This window comes from Alkalibacterium sp. AK22, assembly GCF_000585255.1.
GTDB lineage: Bacteria > Bacillota > Bacilli > Lactobacillales > Carnobacteriaceae_A > Alkalibacterium.
On the sequence record NZ_JANL01000012.1, the window covers coordinates 20,011 to 39,432 of the forward strand.

The 19,422-nt window shown below is 46.2% G+C and carries 20 protein-coding genes and 1 pseudogene; 16 read left to right on the top strand and 5 right to left on the bottom strand.

Annotation, left to right across the window (positions count from 1 at the left end):
* The first annotated feature begins 15 nt into the window (after nucleotides 1-15).
* The 5 genes from sufD (at nucleotide 16) to ADIAL_RS02215 (ending at nucleotide 5,655) form a co-directional block, all read left to right on the top strand.
* The gene (gene sufD / locus ADIAL_RS02195; RefSeq protein ID WP_034299545.1) at nucleotides 16-1,314 is read left to right on the top strand and encodes a Fe-S cluster assembly protein SufD; all 1,299 of its coding nucleotides are present in this window, start codon (nucleotides 16-18) and stop codon (nucleotides 1,312-1,314) included.
* Nucleotides 1,311-2,549: a cysteine desulfurase gene (locus ADIAL_RS02200; RefSeq protein ID WP_034299548.1), complete on the top strand. Its 1,239-nt coding sequence runs from the start codon at nucleotides 1,311-1,313 to the stop codon at nucleotides 2,547-2,549. The genes sufD and ADIAL_RS02200 overlap by 4 nt, the downstream gene beginning before the upstream one ends.
* Entirely contained in the window at nucleotides 2,536-3,000 is a 465-nt protein-coding gene (gene sufU / locus ADIAL_RS02205; protein ID WP_034299551.1) for a Fe-S cluster assembly sulfur transfer protein SufU, read from the top strand. Before ADIAL_RS02200 ends, sufU begins: the two co-directional genes overlap by 14 nt.
* 176 nt (nucleotides 3,001-3,176) lie before the next feature.
* Entirely contained in the window at nucleotides 3,177-4,574 is a 1,398-nt protein-coding gene (gene sufB, locus ADIAL_RS02210) for a Fe-S cluster assembly protein SufB (protein WP_034299554.1), read from the top strand.
* A 169-nt stretch (nucleotides 4,575-4,743) separates the two neighbouring features.
* Complete coding sequence (locus ADIAL_RS02215) at nucleotides 4,744-5,655, top strand: EamA family transporter (protein ID WP_034299557.1); 912 nt, start codon at nucleotides 4,744-4,746, stop codon at nucleotides 5,653-5,655.
* Nucleotides 5,656-5,702: 47 nt separating this feature from the next.
* Here ADIAL_RS02215 and yghU read toward each other — a convergent pair whose 3' ends face one another.
* Both yghU and ADIAL_RS02225 read right to left on the bottom strand, forming a co-directional pair.
* Nucleotides 5,703-6,488, bottom strand: coding sequence for a glutathione-dependent disulfide-bond oxidoreductase (yghU, locus tag ADIAL_RS02220; RefSeq protein ID WP_034299559.1), 786 nt, complete (start codon nucleotides 6,486-6,488; stop codon nucleotides 5,703-5,705).
* A 103-nt stretch (nucleotides 6,489-6,591) separates the two neighbouring features.
* Entirely contained in the window at nucleotides 6,592-7,110 is a 519-nt protein-coding gene (locus ADIAL_RS02225; RefSeq protein WP_034299563.1) for a GNAT family N-acetyltransferase, read from the bottom strand.
* A gap of 226 nt (nucleotides 7,111-7,336) precedes the next feature.
* Here ADIAL_RS02225 and ADIAL_RS02230 point away from each other — a divergent pair, with 226 nt between their 5' ends.
* Nucleotides 7,337-8,134, top strand: a complete 798-nt coding sequence (locus ADIAL_RS02230; protein WP_034299566.1) for an SDR family NAD(P)-dependent oxidoreductase — start codon at nucleotides 7,337-7,339, stop codon at nucleotides 8,132-8,134.
* Nucleotides 8,135-8,534: 400 nt separating this feature from the next.
* Here ADIAL_RS02230 and ADIAL_RS02235 read toward each other — a convergent pair whose 3' ends face one another.
* Entirely contained in the window at nucleotides 8,535-9,710 is a 1,176-nt protein-coding gene (locus ADIAL_RS02235; RefSeq protein ID WP_034299568.1) for an ROK family transcriptional regulator, read from the bottom strand.
* A gap of 819 nt (nucleotides 9,711-10,529) precedes the next feature.
* Between ADIAL_RS02235 and ADIAL_RS11665 the strand changes: the two genes are divergently transcribed.
* The 6 genes and pseudogenes from ADIAL_RS11665 (at nucleotide 10,530) to ADIAL_RS02260 (ending at nucleotide 15,826) form a co-directional block, all read left to right on the top strand.
* The gene (locus tag ADIAL_RS11665; RefSeq protein WP_442853022.1) at nucleotides 10,530-10,670 is read left to right on the top strand and encodes a hypothetical protein; all 141 of its coding nucleotides are present in this window, start codon (nucleotides 10,530-10,532) and stop codon (nucleotides 10,668-10,670) included.
* Between the two features lie 179 nt (nucleotides 10,671-10,849).
* Complete coding sequence (locus tag ADIAL_RS02240) at nucleotides 10,850-11,740, top strand: MetQ/NlpA family ABC transporter substrate-binding protein (RefSeq protein ID WP_051503653.1); 891 nt, start codon at nucleotides 10,850-10,852, stop codon at nucleotides 11,738-11,740.
* A gap of 26 nt (nucleotides 11,741-11,766) precedes the next feature.
* Nucleotides 11,767-12,822 (top strand): methionine ABC transporter ATP-binding protein, encoded by a 1,056-nt coding sequence (locus ADIAL_RS02245; protein WP_034299570.1) that lies wholly within the window; start codon nucleotides 11,767-11,769, stop codon nucleotides 12,820-12,822.
* Nucleotides 12,809-13,477, top strand: a complete 669-nt coding sequence (locus ADIAL_RS02250) for a methionine ABC transporter permease (RefSeq protein WP_034299573.1) — start codon at nucleotides 12,809-12,811, stop codon at nucleotides 13,475-13,477. Before ADIAL_RS02245 ends, ADIAL_RS02250 begins: the two co-directional genes overlap by 14 nt.
* A 74-nt stretch (nucleotides 13,478-13,551) precedes the next feature.
* The gene (locus ADIAL_RS02255) at nucleotides 13,552-14,670 is read left to right on the top strand and encodes an iron-containing alcohol dehydrogenase family protein (protein WP_034299576.1); all 1,119 of its coding nucleotides are present in this window, start codon (nucleotides 13,552-13,554) and stop codon (nucleotides 14,668-14,670) included.
* Nucleotides 14,671-15,826, top strand: a pseudogene (locus ADIAL_RS02260) (aminotransferase class I/II-fold pyridoxal phosphate-dependent enzyme). It abuts the gene before it with no gap.
* A 130-nt stretch (nucleotides 15,827-15,956) separates the two neighbouring features.
* Here ADIAL_RS02260 and queF read toward each other — a convergent pair.
* Both queF and ADIAL_RS02270 read right to left on the bottom strand, forming a co-directional pair.
* Entirely contained in the window at nucleotides 15,957-16,454 is a 498-nt protein-coding gene (queF, locus tag ADIAL_RS02265; protein WP_034299578.1) for a preQ(1) synthase, read from the bottom strand.
* Nucleotides 16,455-16,955 carry a QueT transporter family protein gene (locus ADIAL_RS02270; protein WP_034299583.1) on the bottom strand — a complete coding sequence of 167 codons (501 nt, stop codon included), beginning with the start codon at nucleotides 16,953-16,955 and terminating at the stop codon, nucleotides 16,455-16,457.
* Between the two features lie 349 nt (nucleotides 16,956-17,304).
* Between ADIAL_RS02270 and ADIAL_RS02275 the strand changes: the two genes are divergently transcribed.
* The 4 genes from ADIAL_RS02275 to ADIAL_RS02290 all read left to right on the top strand — a co-directional run bounded on the left by ADIAL_RS02275 (nucleotide 17,305) and on the right by ADIAL_RS02290 (nucleotide 19,335).
* Nucleotides 17,305-17,958, top strand: coding sequence for a YczE/YyaS/YitT family protein (locus ADIAL_RS02275; protein WP_034299585.1), 654 nt, complete (start codon nucleotides 17,305-17,307; stop codon nucleotides 17,956-17,958).
* Nucleotides 17,959-18,087: 129 nt separating this feature from the next.
* The gene (locus tag ADIAL_RS02280; RefSeq protein WP_034299586.1) at nucleotides 18,088-18,276 is read left to right on the top strand and encodes a hypothetical protein; all 189 of its coding nucleotides are present in this window, start codon (nucleotides 18,088-18,090) and stop codon (nucleotides 18,274-18,276) included.
* Nucleotides 18,277-18,328: 52 nt separating this feature from the next.
* Nucleotides 18,329-18,700 carry an ASCH domain-containing protein gene (locus ADIAL_RS02285; protein WP_034299587.1) on the top strand — a complete coding sequence of 124 codons (372 nt, stop codon included), beginning with the start codon at nucleotides 18,329-18,331 and terminating at the stop codon, nucleotides 18,698-18,700.
* 215 nt (nucleotides 18,701-18,915) lie between these two features.
* Nucleotides 18,916-19,335: a pyridoxamine 5'-phosphate oxidase family protein gene (locus ADIAL_RS02290; protein WP_034299590.1), complete on the top strand. Its 420-nt coding sequence runs from the start codon at nucleotides 18,916-18,918 to the stop codon at nucleotides 19,333-19,335.
* The last annotated feature ends 87 nt before the right edge of the window (nucleotides 19,336-19,422 follow it).

Here is a 19,422-nt window from a genome sequence, read left to right on the forward strand (position 1 = left end):
AGGAGGCCATGACTGATGGAAACAAAAACAAAAGATTATGTGAGTTATAAAGACGCACTAGAAGCCTTTTCCCGAGCTCATGAAGAGCCTAAATGGATGCTTCAGCTGCGCCTTGATGCGCTGGAGAAGATCGAAGACTTGGATCTGCCTGTCATCGAAAGACTGCGCTACAACAGATGGCCGCTGTTTCAAGTACCAGACTTGACGGGAGCACCGGCTGCTAAATCAATCGATCCCTTCGAATTCATCGAAGATAAAGCAGAGGCAGCACGCGTGATTCAGACAGGTAATGACACGGTTATCGAAACCCTGCCGGATTCTTTGAGAGAAAAAGGCGTGATATTTACCGACATGCATACCGCACTCAAAGAGCATCCTGAACTGGTCAAGGAAGCCTACATGTCTAAGGCCGTTAAGCCGGATGCCAATAAAATTGCTGCTTTCCACGCTGCCTTTATGAACTCTGGACTCTTTCTGTACGTACCGAAGAATGTGGAAATCGAAGAACCGCTTGAAGCCGTCTTTATACAGAACAGCCTGGTAGAAGATGCCTTTATCAAGCACGTTCTGATTTATGCAGATACAAACTCAAATTTCAACTATGTTGAAAAGTTCCTGACTAAAGGGGACGAAAAAAATGCAGCCAATATTGTAGTCGAAGTGATAACGAAAGCTGGCGCTCAGGTCAAGTTCAGTGCTGTTGACCAGCTCGGTCTGAATTCAACTGTGTACTTCAACCGTAAAGGCTATACTCACAGAGACTCAACAATCGACTGGGCAATCGGAGTCATGAATAGTGGTAACGTGGTCTGTGACTTTGATGTGGACCTCGTAGGCGAAGGCTCATCTAGTGACCTGAAAGCTGTGGGTATCAGCAGTGGCCGTCAGACACAGGTCATTGATTCCAATGTGATCAACTATGGTAACCACACCGAAGGAAACATTTTCCAGCATGGTGTAATAATGGACCGTGCAACCCTAACCTTCAACGGAATTGGACATATCATTAAAGGGGCCAAAGGAGCCGATGCGCAGCAGGAATCACGTGTGTTGATGCTGTCTGACAAAGCCCGCGGAGATGCCAACCCGATTCTTCTGATTGATGAAAACGAAGTGACGGCTGGACATGCAGCCAGTGTCGGACGTGTAGATCCTGAAGAAATGTACTACCTGATGAGTAGAGGAATAGAAAAAACAGAAGCTGAACGTCTCGTGATTCGTGGATTCTTGGGTAAAGTGATTTCAGCGATTCCACTCAAGAGTGTCAGAGACGAACTTGTGCACACAATCGAAAGGAAGTTGACATCTAGATGACCGTGCCTTACGAACACTTGGTGAAGGATTTCAAGATCCTTCAGCAGCAGGTCAACGATGAGCCACTTGTTTATTTGGATAATGCCGCAACGACCCAGAAGCCGGAAGCCGTTCTCAAAGCGCTAGAAGCTTACTACCATACCTCAAATGCCAATGTGCATAGAGGCGTGCATACCTTGGCTGAACGGGCGACTGTTCAGTATGAGGGAGCGAGAGAAAAAGTCAGCCGCTTCATTAATGCACCCGAAACAGCTGAAGTGCTCTTTACCAGAGGGACCACCACCAGTCTGAACTGGGTGGCCAGAAGCTTAGGGGATTTGATTGTTGAAGAAGGCGATGAAATTGTCATTTCTTATATGGAACACCATTCTAATATCATTCCGTGGCAGCAGCTGGCCAAGGCCAAAAAGGCAACACTGAAGTATATCGAGCTGACTGATGAAGGGTTACTTGATATGTCAGATGCGCGGGAGAAGATTACTGACAAAACGAAGATCCTTTCTCTCACGCATGTGTCAAACGTTCTAGGCGTCGTGAATCCGATCAGAGAACTGACAGATTACGTGCATGCCAAAGGCGGAGTCATGGTCGTGGACGGTGCACAGGCTGTGCCGCACATGTCCGTTGACGTTCAGGCACTGGATGCCGATTTTTATGCATTCAGTGGTCACAAAATGCTGGCACCAACCGGTATCGGCGTGCTCTATGGCAAGCGTCAATGGCTTGAACAAATGGAGCCGCTGGAATTTGGCGGCGAGATGATCGACTTTGTCGGCCTGCAGGAGAGCACCTGGAAAGAGCTACCCTGGAAGTTTGAAGCCGGTACACCCAATATTGCCGGAGCTATCGGTTTAGGCGCAGCTATAGACTACTTGGAAAACATTGGCATGCATGAGATAATGAGCCATGAACAAAATTTGGTGGCTTATTTGATGCCGAAACTTGAAGAAATTGATGGCCTGACACTGTTCGGACCCAAAAAGGCGTCTGAACGAACGGGCGTGATTGCGTTCAATATCGACGGCGTTCACCCGCACGACGTAGCGACAGCTATGGACATGGAGGGTGTAGCGGTCAGAGCGGGTCATCACTGTGCTCAGCCGCTGATGGACTATATAAGTCAGCCTGCAACAGCTCGTGCCAGTTTCTACTTGTACAACACTATGGCAGATGCAGATAAATTTGTTGAAGCACTGAAAGCCACGAAGGAGTTTTTCTTGCATGGCCTTGACTAAACTGGATCAATTATATCGGGCAGTGATCCTGGATCACTCTCAACACCCGAGACGACGGGGCGTACTGGATAAGGCAACAACGCAGATCGAGCTGAAAAATCCGACCTGCGGAGATGTCATTCAAGTCCAGCTGACCGTCGAAGAAGATAAAATCACTGACGTGCGGTTTGACGGCAGTGGCTGTACGATTTCTATGGCCAGTGCCAGCATGATGACGGAAGCCATCTTAAACAAATCGATCGACGATGCCCTGATGCTGGTTAACGAATTTTCCGAAGTGGTTCAGGGAAACAAACCTGAGCACGAAAGAGAGCTAGGAGATGCGATGATGCTTTCGGGCGTCTCTAAATTTCCGGCCCGTATCAAATGTGCCACCCTGTCCTGGAAAGCGCTAGAAAAAGCGCTGGCCCAGAATGGAACAGGCGTCGACGGGCAACTGAAGCACGACTGAGCTAGCCCGCATGTGATAGGGAATGACCATAGCCGATTAGAGAATAGAGGATGACTGTCCAGCTGATCCAGCAAAACCTGTGAAAGTGTAAAGCCTGTTGCTCGAGAAAACAGGTTTTGCCTTTCGGGCGTCCGCTGGTCAGATCAGCTTTTAATGAGTAAGGAAGGGGAATATCCATGTCTCAAGTACCAGAAAAAACAGAATATAAATACGGATTTCATGATGAAGGGGTCGAAGCTGTCTACGATACCGGTAAAGGGTTGGATGAAAGCATTATCCGCGACATTTCCGCCCGCAAGGAAGAACCGGAGTGGATGCTTGACTACCGTCTAAAATCTTACGATCACTACCGATCCCGTCCAATGCCCCAGTGGGGAGCGGACTTGTCAGATGTCGATTTTGATAACTATACGTACTACCGCAAAGCAAGTGAAGCCCCTGCCCGCAGCTGGGACGATGTACCGGATAAAATCAAGGAAACCTTTGATCGTCTAGGTGTTCCAGAAGCAGAGCGCCAGTTCTTGGCTGGTTCGGGAGCGCAATATGAATCAGAAGTGGTTTACCACAACATGAAAGAGGAATTCGAGAAGCTGGGCATTGTCTTTACAGATACTGACACGGCTTTAAAAGAATACCCGGAAATCTTTAAAGAGCATTTCGGGACGGTTGTTCCTCCAACAGACAACAAGCTCGCAGCACTGAACTCTTCAGTTTGGTCTGGTGGAACGTTCATCTACGTGCCTAAAGGCGTTAAGTGTGATGTTCCCCTGCAGATGTACTTCCGTATCAACAACGAAATGATGGGCCAGTTCGAGCGTACCCTGATTGTTGTTGACGAAGGCGCCAGCGTGCACTACGTTGAAGGATGTACTGCACCGACTTTTTCAACCAGCTCGTTGCACGCTGCGGTTGTTGAAATTATCGTTAAAAAAGATGCCTACTGTCGTTACACGACGATTCAGAACTGGTCAGATAACGTGTACAATCTGGTAACCAAGCGTGCTCACGCTGCAGAGGGCGCGACCGTTGAATGGATTGATGGTAACCTGGGAGCGAAAACGACCATGAAATACCCGTCTATCCATCTGAACGGACGCGGCGCGCGTGGCACAACTATGTCCATCGCCATGGCCGGCGAAGGTCAGGTTCAGGATACCGGTGCTAAAATGATTCACAACGCACCAAACACGTCCAGCTCAATCGTTTCTAAATCCATCGCTAAAGATGGCGGAACGGTTAACTACCGTGGTCAAGTGACGTTCGGCAAAAACTCTGCCGGGTCCATTTCACATATTGAGTGTGATACGATTCTGATGGATGACCTGTCGAAATCAGACACGATTCCATTTAACGAAATCCACAACTCGAACGTGGCTCTTGAGCACGAGGCGAAAGTGTCCAAGATTTCGGAAGAACAGCTTTACTACCTGATGAGTAGAGGCCTGGACGAAGAAACCGCGACAGAAATGATTGTCATGGGCTTTGTTGAACCCTTCACCAAAGAACTCCCAATGGAATACGCCGTTGAACTGAACCGCCTCATTTCATATGAGATGGAAGGATCAGTGGGGTAAAGATAATAGGAAAGCCGCGCAGTGATGCGGGGCTTTTTTTTCAGTTTATAATTTGTCATAGGCATTGAGAGAGTCCGTATACCATTTACATTAAATGGTATACTTGAAAACGAACGAGGGAAGATCGCGTAATGTAAGTCTAAGCAGGTTTTCCTGACGAGGAGGATATATGATTTATTTATTTTTAGCTGTCTTATGCAGCGCATCGATCGGACTTATTTTCAAGTACACGGAAACGAGTAATACCAATCGTTATGTCATCACCAGCGCAAACTATTTTATCGCCTTCATGACGAGTTTGTTAATGATTATGTCTCAGGGCTTGCTGACTGGGGTGAGGAGAGAAGCGGCCTTTACCGAAGAACTGGGATGGATGCTGGAAAGTGATCAGTATCTACTCAGCCCGTTTTCCAGTATTATCTGGGGAGTCAGCGTGGGAGCCTTAGCGGGTGTGTTTTTCTTTCTGTCCTTTATTTTTTACCAGAAAAGTGTGAGAGATAATGGGGTAGGCATATCGGGTACATTTGGGAAGCTAGGCATTCTTATTCCGATGATTTTCTCTATCTTAATTTGGAGAGAATACCCGACGTCCATTCAGTGGATAGGGATTGGGTTGTCACTGATCTCCATTGTTGTTGTTAACTTGTCAAAGCAGTCCATTAGGAAATTTGATTTTAAGCCGACAGTGCTGTTGTTGTTTGTGTTTGGCGGCATGGCAGAATTTTCCAATAAAATTTACCAGCAATATGCCTTGAATGACTACAAAGATATTTTCCTCTTCACTATTTTTTTTGTCGCCTTTGTCATTAGTATCATCTACGTGGCGAACAAAAAAGTAAAGGTAACTAAAAAAGATATTCTGACCGGTTTTATGGTGGGGATTCCGAATCTGTTTTCTTCTTACTTTCTGATTATGTCATTGGAAACGGTCCGGACGTCGGTGGCTTTTCCGGTCTACAGCGCAGGAAGCATTGTCCTGATTAATTTAGGTGGTTTGCTGATTTACCGGGAAACACTGGCACGCAAAAACCAGCTAGCCATTGCGTTGACAGTCATAGCCTTAATCCTTATTAATGCATGAAAAAGCGCAGAGCCATTGGGGGGCTCTGCGCTTTTTTAAATCTTCAATTATTTTATGTCTTTATATTCAGCGTCCAGAGCCCGCTTGACAGCAGGGCGTTCACCAATGCGGTCTGCCCAGGCTTTCAGGTTAGAATATTCTTCCGCCTTCAAGAAGGTTGCGGCATCGCCATACAAGGCGCCTTGAACTAAGCGGCCGTACCATGGCCAGATTGCCATATCTGCGATAGAATATGCATCACCATTGATATAGTCCTTGTCCGCTAGGTGCCGGTCAAGCAGGTCCAGCTGGCGCTTCGTTTCCATTGTAAAGCGGTTGATTGGGTATTCTTGCTTGGTTGGTGCATAAGCGTAGAAATGACCAAAGCCACCGCCGACATAAGGAGCCGCTCCCGTCTGCCAGAACAGCCAGTTCAGAAGTTCTGTCTTCTCTGCCCAGCTTGTCGGCATGAACTGACCGAATTTCTCCGCTAAATACAGTAGGATATTGACGGATTCAAACACGCGGACCGGCTCGTCTTCAGAGTAATCCATCATTGCCGGTATCTTGGAATTAGGATTGATGGAGACAAAATCACTGCCGAACTGGTCACCTTCACCAATGTGAATCTTGTACAGATCGTAGTCGGCGCCATCAATACCAGCTTCTTTCAGTTCTTCAAACATCATCGCCACTTTCTGGCCGTTGGGTGTCCCCAGTGAATAGAGCTGGAAAGGGGCATCTCCTTTCGGCAGGCTCTGTTTGAACCGGCTTCCTGCAATCGGCTGATTACCGAAGGCATTACTTTCATCTTTGTCCCATTCCCATACTTCAGGTACATTATAGTCTGACATTGTATCGCTCCTCTAATTTTTTATCTACTTGTCTCATTGCCAAAAAAGCAAATGAATAGCTGAAACCCTTTAAAAGCTAGACTGGATCAGGCTGCTTCAGGACCTACTCAGAAGGGCCGGTATAATCTGCTCTCAACAAACCCATAGCCAGACTGTCGTGGTATTCCCCTTGGATAAAGACCTGCTGCTTCCTGCGGCCTTCAATCTCAAAACCGACTTTTTTGTAAATATAAACCGCTTTTTCATTGAAATCAACTACGTCCAGATTAATTTTATTTAAATTGAGCTGGTTGAAACCATAATCGACGACCTCTCGGACCACTTTTTCTGCATAGCCTTTACCCTGGCTGTCCGGGTCTAGCATAATCGCAAAAACCGCTGTACGGTGCCGCATGTTGATCAGATGCAAATTGGTATAGCCGATGCGCTCATCTCCCGCATAGGCAATAAACTGCCGGACAGCATCTGATTTCTGCCTCTCCTCAAAGGAATCATGCAGTTTCTCCTTGTTCATATAGGGTTCACTAAACCAGAAATCCATAATATCCGAATTTTTCCACAGCTTAAGCAGATAGCTGCTGTCGTCTTTCTCCAGTGGAGTCAGAGTAATCTCAGTGCTCATAATAGGCCTCCTTGTTATTTGTCCTGTTCATTCTTATAGTGTATCGTATCAGCTGTTATTTTTCTAGAAAGGCTGCTTGGGGCAATCAAAAATAAAAAAAATGGGCTTTTAGAGTGGTGGGACCTGCTTAAACTGACCAGGCTGGACCTTTATTCAAGAAGTCTATTTCAGCTTGTGCTAAGATGGCAGTAAGTAGGCTACAGATGATCAAACAAGGAGGACAACAATGACTTTATTTTCAACTGAAACCTTTACAGGTAAGCATGTGTTGATCACCGGTGCAACCGGTGGAATCGGGTACGATACAGCAAAAGTGATGGCTGAAACAGGGGCAGCAGTCACGATTACTGGAAGAAAAGAGGATGTTTTGAATAAACTGGCTGACGAAATCAGAGAGCATGTTCCTGAAGCCAAGGTGGTCAAAGTCACTGCCGATCTGGCTGATGGGGTGGACAGAGAGCGCCTGCTGCAAGAAGCAGAAGAAGCCAACGGGCCGGTCGACCTGCTGGTCAATTCAGCCGGTATCATGGGGGGAGGCATAGTCGAAGAACTGACTCAGATCGAGCTAGAGAAAGTCATGCATCTCAACTACACGGTGCCAATATTACTGACTCAGCAGGTGTATGCCGCCATGAAAAAACAGGGAGAGGGGGCAATCGTGAACGTCTCATCCCTTTCAGGACTCAGAGGCGTATATGGGGGGACTGCCTATACAGGATCCAAATTTGCCTTGAACGCCTTTACGCAGTCTTTCGCCCATGAAGCGATTGAACACAAGGTCCGAGTGAACGCGGTCTGCCCGGGTTATGTGGATACGGTGATGGGAAGAGAAGCAATCAGCTCGAAAGCCGAGCGGGAAGGGCACACTTTTGAAGAGCAGTACCAAATTGAAAGCCGGAACCTGCCGTCCAAACGCATCACGACAGCCAGGGAGGTAGCCCATACCATTGCTTTTTTACTGTCCGATGCAGCTGAAAACATTATCGGAGAAACCGTCAAGATTTCAGGCGGCTCGCTTATGTAATGCATGATGCAAATCATTTTAGCAAGCTTTAAACAGAGTGAGTAGTAGAGAAGAAGCTGGAACAGACTACCGGTTGACTCGCCAACTGTTAGCATTCAGTCAAAAATGCTGAAAAAAGCACAAAAAATCTCTCAGCCAAAAAGGCAGCTCCTTTAACCGGGGCTGCCTTTTCCATACTATGTGAAGCCAAACGTTTTCAGAGGTGATGGTCATATCGGGAAGAAGGAACTACAGCATGGCCTAGTTTACTCCAGTGAAATCAAAAGGGTAATAACCAACAAAAAACAGGCAGCCCGTCTTAAGGCTTAAAAACACTGCTTGCTCTTTACATAGGGAAAGAGAGCAAGCAGTGTGGTTGAGAAAGGTTAGAACTGCCTAGAATACGAAACAGCGATAGGATTTACCCAGCCAGTACTTTTTCCATGTTTAAGCTGAACTCTACATTGTCGACATGCAGATAAGACTGGAGATTAACGACAGTTGCTCCGTAGAGACTTGCTTTCTTACCCAGACGGGACTGACGAATTAGGACATTTTTGTAAATGGTCATGCTCAAGTAATTCTGCAGAAAACTAATCAACTCTGGAATCTCGTCGAGGACTTCTGAATTGATGTAGACAACTTCGGGATCGAAGTTGCCAATCACATTCATCAGGCCAATACCGAAATCTTTAGCAAACTGTAAAATCATATTGAGCGTGTCGGAATCTTTTAAATGATAGGATGCGACTAGGTCTTGAAAGGTCAGCTGATCATTGTGCTTCAGTTCGCGAAAACGTCTGACAATTGCCGTAGTGGAGCAATACTGTTCCAGGCAACCCTGGTTGCCACAGGGGCAGCTGATCCCATTTGGGTACAAAACAGTATGTCCGACCTCACCGCTGCGGCCCTTATGACCACGGTGCAGTTTACCGTCCAGAATGATTCCAGCGCCCACTCCGGTATGGGCACTGAAAGACACCAGGCTGCAGTGTTCATTGTCGAACGCGGCTTCAGCCAGAGCAGTCAAGTTCGCTTCGTTTTCAATATGAACAGGCAGATCCAGACGTGTTTCCAGTTCTCCGACCAGATCGATTTGATCAAGATCAAAGTAGGGAGTAAATTCGATTTTATTGTGATCAACGATACCGTGGATTGAAATGGTAATTCCAATGATGCCGAAAGGACAATGGCCCATTGAGTCCCGGGTGTCCTCGACGATTGAAGCGATAGACTCTACGGTGTTGTCTTTGTTCATATTCTTTTCTTCGATAGTGTGTTCTATTTTTTCACCGTCGAGGTAGGTAATGAGACAGCTGATACGGTCATGCCGGACATCAAAGCTGATGGATATCCCTGCCTTCTTATTCAATGTTAACAGGATTGGGCGGCGCCCTCCTGTCGATGTACTTTCCCCCGGACCAATTTCAATCACATATTTATCTTCGATCAGCTGTTTGACGATGGCAGACACAGTCGCCTTGTTCAGTCCGATTAGTTCAGAAATCATTGCACGGGAGACTTCTGGTCGGTTGATAATTTCTGACAGCACCAGGATGCTGTTATTTTCCCTAATGGAGCTTTTTGTATTGAACATAAGAATCCTCACTTTCCTTGATTATACTGTGTCCAGTCTGAATTGATCCAGTTTATGGGAAACTCAAAAAGGACCTTTGTTTATAAGAGTCTGGTGATTATACAGAGGTACTATTTAAAATAAGTTAGTTGATTCAACTAACGAACTATTTAAACTCAGTGTATCACAATAAACTGCAAAAGAAAACATGGAAGAGCCACTTTGTGTACAGCAGCCGGCGAATCATTTTTCGCTTGTTGTAACTGAGAGAGAACAACACAGTAAAAGGATGTAAGGGTTTACTTTTTTAGCTTAATATAAATGATTAACACTATTTTGCAAGGGTGTATGTCTTTAATTTTATCATACAGGGATGAGAGAAGATAGGATTACGCAGAAGATAGCAGATTGATTAATTTCATGATGGAAACATTGACTCTTCAGTACACTATTTTTGATTGTGCGTACAACAGGCACATTCGGACTGAGTTCTAATCAGATCCGATTCAGTGAAACATCGGTGAGAACTTAAAGGAGCTTGAACGTTAAAGAACTGTTGTATGAGACAGTGTTGAAAGGGGTGTACATGAAAAGTAAACATCTGCCTGCATGATTTTGAGCTCCAGACTGGTGAAGAAAAGGATACAGCAAAGATTGTGAAGATATCAGTAGAAAAGGAGGAGCAGTGTCTATTTAGGACTTCAGTTGATACACATAGACGAGAAAAATACCAATAATTAATTTTTTTTAACCGATCAGCTTGACACTTAAGCTGAGCTATACTATTATGAGAATACTTTAATTTAACAGTTGCACATTGAAGAGAAGAGTAAGCTGGAAATGCTGCTGACAGTGAGCCCGGATGGTGAAAACGGGCGCAGACAGGACCGGCTGAAGATGGCCTCTGAGTGTTTCATTTCTAAATGTTCAGGAAATGACGGGACTGCCCGGTACAGCAGCAAGGACTCGCATGCCGGTTAACGGGATGCTGCTCCTTTTGAGGTTGTATCTGAAAGGGTACAGCAAAGCAAGGTGGTAACGCGAAGCGGAAGCTCTCGTCCTTGTATGTAATCATACATACAGGGGCGGGGGCTTTTTTGCATCTCGCTGTCTGCTCTCAATAAGTGGCGGTTAAATAAGACAATAGGGGGAGATTTTTAATGAGTAAGGGAAATGCATTTATCCGGTTGACTGCAGCATCACTGGCGGCACTATTTTTAACAGCTTGCGGAGGAGCTGAAGATACAGGAAACGCTACAGGAGGATCTGAAGAAGCCGGCTTAAAAAGCTCGGCACAAGAAAGGGGACCAGTGGAATTTGGCGTGGCAGCTGGACCATACGGTATTATGGTGGAAGACATCATCGGACCGCTTCTAGAAGAAGAATATGGCTATCAGGTCTCTACCCGGACGTTCAGTGATTATGTCCAGCCTAATCTGGCTCTAAACAATGGTGATATCGACGCCAATCTGTTCCAGCACACGGACTATTTTGAAACCTTCTCTTTAGACAACGATCTGGACCTGGATAAGATCAGTACGGTCCCCACTTTAGGCATGGGCGTTTATGCTAGTGAAGCAAGTGGCTATGCATCGCTTGACGATATCGAAAGCGGCGCGCGGATCCTGACACCTAACGATCCGTCCAACCTGGCCCGGGCTCTCAGGGTTTTAGCTGACTATGACTTGATCAGCTACGATGAGTCAGTATCGGCTACTCAGATCACCGTTGATGATATTACTGACAATCCCTATGACTTGGTTATCGAACCGATTGAATCCGCTCAAATCACCCGCTCGCTTGAAAGCTCGGCCGAACTGGCTACCGTACCGGGCAACTATTCTTTCGCAGCAGATTTGGATCCAAATGAGGCTCTGGCCATGGAAAACATGGGAGACAACTTCTTCAACCTGGTTGCTGTTCAGGATCTAAACAGTCAGCTGGGTCAGGATATCCAGACCGTGATCGAGAGTGAAGCTTTTTACGAGGCAATAGAAGAAAGCGAGACCTTCAATGGCTTTAACCGGCCGTCATGGTGGCCGGAAGGTTAAAGCAGTCACTAACAGGAGGAATAGGCATGAGTCATATAGAACTGGTCGATGTATCCGTGCATTTTGAAAGCAAGGGGTCGACATCTGTAGCAGTTGATCAAGTGTCATTAAATATAGAAAAAGGTGAAATTTACGGTATCGTTGGACTGAGCGGAGCAGGAAAAAGTACCCTAGTACGGACAATCAACTTGCTGCAAGAACCGTCAGACGGTCAGGTGCGAATCGACGGAGAGGAGCTGACGAGCCTAAGTAAGGAAAGCCTTAGAAAGAAGAGGCAGAATATCGGCATGATTTTTCAGCATTTCAATCTGATTGCAAGCAAAACGATTGCCCAGAACCTGGAGTTCGCACTGAAAGCTTCCCGTTATCCAAAAAAGAAACGCAAAGAAAGAGTAGAGGAACTGCTGGAGATTGTCGGCCTAAGTGATAAAGCCAATGCCTATCCGCAAAAGCTCAGTGGTGGACAGAAACAGCGGGTAGGCATAGCCCGCGCTCTGGCAAATCAGCCGGAAATCCTTCTCTGTGATGAAGCGACCAGCGCACTGGATGTGGAAACAACGGAGGAAATACTAAACATACTGAAGCATATTAATCAGCAGTACGGCATTACTATTCTATTTATTACTCATGAAATGGATGTCGCTAAAAAACTTTTTCATCGGATGGCGGTTATGGAAAAAGGGCAGGTCGTTGAAGAAGGGCCGACCTTTGACTTGTTTGCCAATCCTCAGGTAGAGATGACCAAAAAGCTCGTGTCCAGGGCGTTGTCGTTAGATATTCCCGGAAAATTGATGGAAAATCTTGAGGAAGGCGAGCTGGTCAATATTCACTATCAAGGATCAGGGGCTTATAGTCCGATTATCTCAACCCTTTCAAAAAAGCTGGATGTCCACTTCAGCATTATTCACGGAAAAGTAGATTATATCGATGGCAGAGCATTAGGTGTACTGCTGGTGCATATCACTGGAAAAGCAGAAGAAATCGAAAAAAGTATTCACTTGCTTGCAGATGATGTCTTTCAGATTGAACGGGTATCCCAAGATCGGACAGTAACGGAGGTGACCGAATATGAATGTAGATAGATCCCTTCAGGTGCTTGAAAGACACCTGTTTCAAGCGATTGTGGATACAGCCTACATGGTTGGGGTATCAGCGGCCATTGCTTTAGTTATCGGCGTGTTGCTTGGTCTATTGATGTATTTGACTGGGCATCCGCTTCTTATAAAGAACCGCAGTCTCTACGGAATAGTCGGTTTCGTGATTAATGCCGTCCGGTCACTGCCGTTTATTATTCTGATGTTCGCTTTGTCGCCAGTAGCTGTTGCAATAACAGGCAGACAAATCGGCTGGCAGGCTGCCACAGTTTCTTTATCCATAGCAGCTACCGCCTTTTTTTCACGCATAGCAGAAGCAGCATTTCTGGATGTCGACCGAGGAGTGATTGAAGCATCAATTGCAACAGGAGCCAGTCTACCGCTTATCCTATGGGAAGTGGTCATACCGGAAGCGTTACCCGCTTTAATCCGTGGTATTTCACTCACACTCATCAGTCTGATTGGCTTCTCTGCTATGGCAGGGGCCATCGGAGCCGGAGGAATCGGTGATCTGGCGATTCAGTACGGCTACAATATGTATGATGATGTGGTGATGCTAGTGACGGTCGTGATTCTGATCGTTATTGTCCAGTTGCTGCAGCTAGGGGGAGACCTGCTAGCTCAGGCAACTTCCAAAAAATAAGAGTCATCTCAATGAACGTGAACGAACTAAGGAACAGTCAGTTACTCAATGGGTGAAACAGAGAGGAGATCAGCATGTCAGTTATTGTCAGAACAGGACCGCAGGAATATGAATGCAGACAGGGGGTGTTAAATACCTTGCCCGAGCGTCTGGAAGCTCGCAGGATCCAGAAAATTGCCCTTGTTCACGGGCAGAAGTCATGGATACAGGCAAAACCCTACTTAAAACAAATGGAGGCAGCAGCTGTTGATGTCCAGCTGATCCAGTTCAGCGGAGAGTGCAGTTACGAGGAAGTCAGCCGGCTGAAGGTCAAGGTTGAACACAGTCAGGTGGATGCCGTAATTGGTATAGGGGGAGGCAAGCTGATGGATGCAGTCAAGCATACGGCTGCTAGCTTCCCGGACTTGCGCCTGATTTTGATTCCTACGCTGGCCAGCAACTGTGCGCCCTGGACACCTATCAGTGTTATGTATACTGAAGCAGGGGTCTGTATCGGCTTTGATGTGCACCCGACCCAGACAGATATCCTGCTGGTCGAGCCCCAACTGCTGCTTACCGCTCCAGAAAATTATTTCGTGGCCGGCCTGGCGGATACGCTGGCCAAATGGTACGAATCCGACCTGACACTGTCCAGTCCCGAAAACCGCAATCAGCCTTTTTTGAGACTGGCACGGTCGGCAGCCTATGAGTGCAGAGAAATCATTTTGCGCCAGGCTCAGGCAGGCGTGGAGGCTTTGGATGGAGGTCAGCTGACACCGGCCTTCATTCAGCTGGCGGACACGATTATTTCTCTCAGCGGCCTAGTGGGTGGTCTGGGAGATAAATATGCCCGAACAACAATCGGTCATGCTGTACATGACAAGCTGACTGCTTTTCCTCAGACGCATGCTTTTCTGCATGGGGAGAAAGTAGGCTATGGCATTTTGGTCCAGTTGGCTGTGGAAGAAAAGTGGGAAGAGATAGACAAGCTGATAGACCTGTACAGGCGTCTTAATCTTCCTGTATCTCTGAAGGAACTCCATCTCGGGGCCATGGATGAATCAGAGATAGAAGCGTTTGTTTCTTTGGTAGCCGAAGATACGATTTTGAAGGCGTCTGGTTATCCTGTGTCAAGAGGGAAACTACTCAAGGCAGTGCTGTCACTGGAGGCCAATAGGGAAGAGGATGTTTATAGTAAGGTGGGAAAAGGATAGATGAATAGATTTGAACCGTCAGATACATTGAAGAGGTTGCCCAGGCAGTATTTTGCCTACCTAGCAGCAAAGAAGGAAAAAATTAGGCAGAAACATGATGACATCATCGATCTGGGTGTCGGGAACCCGGATCTGCCAGCGCCGGGCTTTGTGACTCAAGCCCTTCAGCAGGCAGCTGCTGATCCTCAATTTGATCAGTATGGTCCGGGTAGAGGACAGGAGGATCTGAGACAGGCTGTTGCAGAGTATTACTTTAGGGAACAGGGTGTAAGTTTGGATCCAGACAGCGAAGTGTCTATCCTGCATGGCTCAAAAGCCGGGCTTGCTCAATCCAGGGGATACAGTTCTCTTGCCCAATCCCTGCTACCCGGATTATGTTTCCGGCATCCGTTTGGCTGGTGGAGAGATAGAAGATTTACCGCTGCTGGAGGAAAACAGTTTTTTGCCGGACTACAGCAAAGTCGCCCCGGACAAGGCTAGGGAAAGCAAGCTGCTTTTCCTCAATTATCCCAATAACCCGACGGCAGCTGTGGCTACACCTGAATTCTTTAAGGAGACGGTGGCGTTTGCCCGAGAGCATAAAATCTGTGTAGCCCATGACTTTGCATATGGGACAATTGGCTTTGACGGACATCAGCCTGAAAGCTTTCTCAAAACAGAGGGTGCCAAGGAGACCGGCATAGAATTTTTCACCCTTTCAAAGTCCCATAATATGGCCGGCTGGCGAATTGGCTTCGCTGTCGGCAATCCTTCTGTTATTCAGGCCATCAATCTGCTCCAGGATCATACCAGTGTCAGCTTGTACGGAGGTATTCAAAAAGCAGGTGCGGCGGCACTGAGAGACGATCAGTCCTCTGTAAGAGAGTTGACAGCCATCTATGAAGAGCGTAGAAATCTTTTTCTAAAGGCCTTGTCACCGTCAGGATTGAAGACGACCCAGACCAGAGGCTCCTTTTATGTCTGGCTGAAAATACCGGAGACCTTTAATGCTGAGGACTTCATGGACAAACTAGCTCATGAGGCACGAGTCTTCACTGCACCAGGGGACGGCTTTGGAAGTCAGGGCGAAGGTTATCTCCGTATCGGACTGACCCAGCCGGCTGACCGACTGATTGAAGCAGGCAGGCGGATTGCCAGTCTGGCTCCGTTCAGCTGATTTATATGGGCCAATTAGGGTCAATACAAAATAGCCGCAGCAGCCGGATCAGTGTCTGGCTGCTGCGGCTATTTGTACTAAAAAACATTACCTTTTAAGGTCAGCAGCCAACATCGATTGTCTCTGATTATCAGCGGTTGTCGATTGTTTCCGGATACAGGTCATGATTGGCCAGCCTGTTCCAGGCAACCTCTTCAAAACGGGTCCTGGGCTTGCCGTAGTTACAGTAGGGGTCGATAGATATACCGCCTCGAGGAGTAAATTTACCCCAGACCTCGATATATTTTGGATCCATTAGCTTAATTAAATCTTTCATGATAATGTTCATGCAGTCTTCATGAAAGTCCCCGTGATTTCTGAAGCTGAACAAATACAGTTTCAAGGATTTGCTTTCGACCATTTTTTCTCCAGGAACATAAGAAATATAGATGGTCGCAAAGTCCGGCTGACTGGTAATCGGGCACAGACTCGTAAATTCGGGACAGTTGAATTTTACAAAGTAATCATTGTCCGGATGCTTGTTGTCAAAACTTTCAAGGACTTCTGGAGCATAAGTCATACTGTAGGATACTTGCTGGCTACCCAGATGTGACAGACCAGTCAGTTCCTTTTCGTTACGTCCGCTCATTTAAATCACCTTTCTTTGCTTGAGTGGTTTTTCAAGAGCCTGAATTAGCAGCACACCTGCAATTCCAGGGATAAGCTGGCCGATGACCAGATTCGTCACTAGTACCCAGTAAGGGACACCCAGTAGAATGTTCAAGTAAGCAGGCACACCAAAGCCAATTACAAGGACAATCGGCAAGGCTACGAGCCAGCGAGGGAGGTCAGCTTTACGGATCAGCGCGATGCTGCCGGATACTAGCAGTCCAATCACTAAGCCTCCCAGAACATCGATGGGTCCCAGTCCGCCAAAGAAAAAGTTGGACAGTGCATTCGCCAGGCCAAGTGGAAAAACAAGAAAAGGGAACAAATAAGAAAGAGCATAAAGGCTGGTTGCAATTCTGATTTGATAGGCTCCGAAGGCAAAAGCGGAGGTCGTGGCCATGACGGTCACGTACAAAGCAATGGTCAGAGCAGAAATGGTGAGTTTACGTGTAGCGGTTCTTTTTAGTGCAGTCTCTTTCATATTGATCACCTCCATTTATAATAAGGTCCTGCTTCAATTGGCCCACACCACTGTGGGTGCCTGAACAGTATCAGCAGAACAAAAAAACGTCTCCAGGTCAAACCCAGGACGTCAAAATACAGCAGCACAAGACTGCCGTTCCCTAGTTTTGTTTTTCGACAGGATGGTTACGAACTGTCTATTTTATTGGCACCTAGTAGGATACCATATTCCAAAAGGATATACTAGTTCATTTTGTGCTGAGTTAAAGCTAGGGAATATGGGAAACACAATCTGCTCTAGAAGCATTGCTATCTGACAGGTTTGGCGTATACTTGAGACACAATAAAACAAAAAGTAGGGTGAGACGATGAAATCTGTAAAAGGAATTAGTGTACTGGCACTCTTTTCGGTGCTGGTGGCGCTGGGGATTTCTTTAATGCTAAAAGCAGCTGTCGGTGTCGGAGCTTTTGATGCCATGACGCAGTCCGTGTCCAGGTTGTCAGGAATACGTATCGGTACGGTAGCTATGCTGTTTAACCTGATTTTTGTAGCTGGTCAGCTGGTCATTCTCAGAGAAAAGTTTGGTCTGGGGCAGTTGCTGCAGATTCCTCTGGTTATTCTGATTGGAATGCTGGTCAACTTCTTCTATTATAATCTGCTGGCTCCGTATGCGTTTCAAAGCTATCTGTTGTCGCTGTTTATTTTTTTGGTGGCTACAATTGTAGCTTCCTTTTCAGTCAGTGTTGTTACAGTATTGAATCTGGTTACTTTTCCCATTGAAAGCTTCTGCATGGCCCTGTCCAAAAAAATCACACTCAAATTTTCTGCGATCCGTCAGTTGTTTGACGTGTTATGTATTAGTATATCTTTGATCCTCACTTTTCTTTTCGGTATGGATCCGTCTGTAAGGGAAGGGACAGTGATCGGCATGCTGCTGTTTGGCCCGTTGATGGGCTTTTTTATCAGCAGAATCCACCCACTTGTTGAGAAGGCAGGTGTGACGGAAGAAGCGGGTTATTGACCATTGCATGATGATTTGAGAACAGGTCAGGTTGTCACTAAATGATTCTCCATCAAGTCAGGTCTCAAACATATGATTAACTAGCGGGCTTGCTGCTCTGTTATACTAAAAATAAAAAAGGAGTCCGCCATGGATAAACAGGAGCTGGAAGCTAAAATTGAAGACAGAAAAAAAGCACTGGAAAAAACAAAAGAACAGGACAGAGAACTGAAACAGACAGTAACGGGACCTTATTCAGAGGTCGAATTTGATCACGAAATTCGTGAACTGGAAATGGAAATACAATCTCTTGAAAGACAAAAAGAAGACCTTGACTAGGTCTTTTTTTCTTTGTTGAAAAGTTCAAATCAGCCACAAAGGAGAAAAAACGATGATGCATAAGATGGGACTCCATAAAGAGTATGTTCAGGCTATTAAAGGAGGCAGTAAGCAGATTGAAATTCGCCTGTGTGACAGCAAGCGTAAGCAGATCAGAAGAGGAGACCGGATCCGGTTCCAGTCAACGGCTTCTGATAAGGAGCAGCTGGACGTCACTGTCACCAGTCTTCAGGTATTTAAGGATTTTAAAAGTCTTTATGAGGCAATACCTTTTAAAAAAATGGGCTGTGAGGGATGGAGCATGGAAGATATGCTCGAAGAGACGTATGCCATCTATTCCAGTGAGCAAGAGCAGCTTTACGGAGTTCTGGCTATCGGCATCCGATATGAAGGGCAGGATGATCGACTGGAAAAAATAGAGTGACTGATTCATGGATTCATATAGCACATAGTATAGAACGCTTCGGGTATCATGAGGCCAATGCAGGACAGGGTTAATATACTGCCTAAAGGTAAGGCTGTTAAAAAGCTGCCATAGAGACTCTTGATTGAGGATACGGTCTGCACGTGAGGCAATATCTTTGCTTGAAAGTTTCTTATCTGTCATAGTGGATACAAATCGAAAGGGAGATGTAATTAATGGCAGATGCTAGAGAGAAAGCACTGAAAATTTTGGATAAAAACGATGTAGGTGTTTTAGCGACCGTATCGGAGAATAAACCGGTGGCTCGCTACATGTCTTTTTACAGCGATGGCTTTGAACTGTTTACGGTAACGGACAGACGAACAGAGAAAGTGGAGGATGTGGAAGAAAATCCGCACGCCTTTGTTCTGCTCGGCTATGAAGAAGGGATTTTGGATAAGGATTTTGTGGAAATCGAAGCACAGGTTTCCCTGTCTCAGGATTCAAAGCTGATTGATCGTGCTTGGAATGACTACATGGATGATATCTATTCCGGTAAGGATGATCCAAATATCCTGGTACTCAAATTGACTCCTTTAAACGTTACTCTGAAAGAGAAAAAAGGGGAAAAAAGTACACCGGTAACGATTAAGTAAACGTGTAAAAACAAAAGGGGCTGGGACAAAAGTCTCAACCGGAGTAAAATAAAGTTAAACCGAGTAGAATTGTACTTATGTACAAAC

Excerpts from the sequence above, each read along its gene's own strand:
- ADIAL_RS02245 (WP_034299570.1), top strand. The coding sequence starts at position 11,767 with ATGAGTCATATAGAACTGGTCGATGTATCCGTGCATTTTGAAAGCAAG.
- queF (WP_034299578.1), bottom strand. The coding sequence starts at position 16,454 with ATGAGCGGACGTAACGAAAAGGAACTGACTGGTCTGTCACATCTGGGT.
- ADIAL_RS02290 (WP_034299590.1), top strand. The coding sequence starts at position 18,916 with ATGGCAGATGCTAGAGAGAAAGCACTGAAAATTTTGGATAAAAACGAT.
- ADIAL_RS02225 (WP_034299563.1), bottom strand. The coding sequence starts at position 7,110 with ATGAGCACTGAGATTACTCTGACTCCACTGGAGAAAGACGACAGCAGC.
- ADIAL_RS11665 (WP_442853022.1), top strand. The coding sequence starts at position 10,530 with ATGCTGCTGACAGTGAGCCCGGATGGTGAAAACGGGCGCAGACAGGAC.
- yghU (WP_034299559.1), bottom strand. The coding sequence starts at position 6,488 with ATGTCAGACTATAATGTACCTGAAGTATGGGAATGGGACAAAGATGAA.
- ADIAL_RS02285 (WP_034299587.1), top strand. The coding sequence starts at position 18,329 with ATGATGCATAAGATGGGACTCCATAAAGAGTATGTTCAGGCTATTAAA.
- ADIAL_RS02215 (WP_034299557.1), top strand. The coding sequence starts at position 4,744 with ATGATTTATTTATTTTTAGCTGTCTTATGCAGCGCATCGATCGGACTT.
- ADIAL_RS02255 (WP_034299576.1), top strand. The coding sequence starts at position 13,552 with ATGTCAGTTATTGTCAGAACAGGACCGCAGGAATATGAATGCAGACAG.
- ADIAL_RS02235 (WP_034299568.1), bottom strand. The coding sequence starts at position 9,710 with ATGTTCAATACAAAAAGCTCCATTAGGGAAAATAACAGCATCCTGGTG.
- sufD (WP_034299545.1), top strand. The coding sequence starts at position 16 with ATGGAAACAAAAACAAAAGATTATGTGAGTTATAAAGACGCACTAGAA.
- ADIAL_RS02250 (WP_034299573.1), top strand. The coding sequence starts at position 12,809 with ATGAATGTAGATAGATCCCTTCAGGTGCTTGAAAGACACCTGTTTCAA.
- ADIAL_RS02280 (WP_034299586.1), top strand. The coding sequence starts at position 18,088 with ATGGATAAACAGGAGCTGGAAGCTAAAATTGAAGACAGAAAAAAAGCA.
- ADIAL_RS02200 (WP_034299548.1), top strand. The coding sequence starts at position 1,311 with ATGACCGTGCCTTACGAACACTTGGTGAAGGATTTCAAGATCCTTCAG.
- ADIAL_RS02270 (WP_034299583.1), bottom strand. The coding sequence starts at position 16,955 with ATGAAAGAGACTGCACTAAAAAGAACCGCTACACGTAAACTCACCATT.
- ADIAL_RS02275 (WP_034299585.1), top strand. The coding sequence starts at position 17,305 with ATGAAATCTGTAAAAGGAATTAGTGTACTGGCACTCTTTTCGGTGCTG.
- sufU (WP_034299551.1), top strand. The coding sequence starts at position 2,536 with ATGGCCTTGACTAAACTGGATCAATTATATCGGGCAGTGATCCTGGAT.
- ADIAL_RS02240 (WP_051503653.1), top strand. The coding sequence starts at position 10,850 with ATGAGTAAGGGAAATGCATTTATCCGGTTGACTGCAGCATCACTGGCG.
- ADIAL_RS02230 (WP_034299566.1), top strand. The coding sequence starts at position 7,337 with ATGACTTTATTTTCAACTGAAACCTTTACAGGTAAGCATGTGTTGATC.
- sufB (WP_034299554.1), top strand. The coding sequence starts at position 3,177 with ATGTCTCAAGTACCAGAAAAAACAGAATATAAATACGGATTTCATGAT.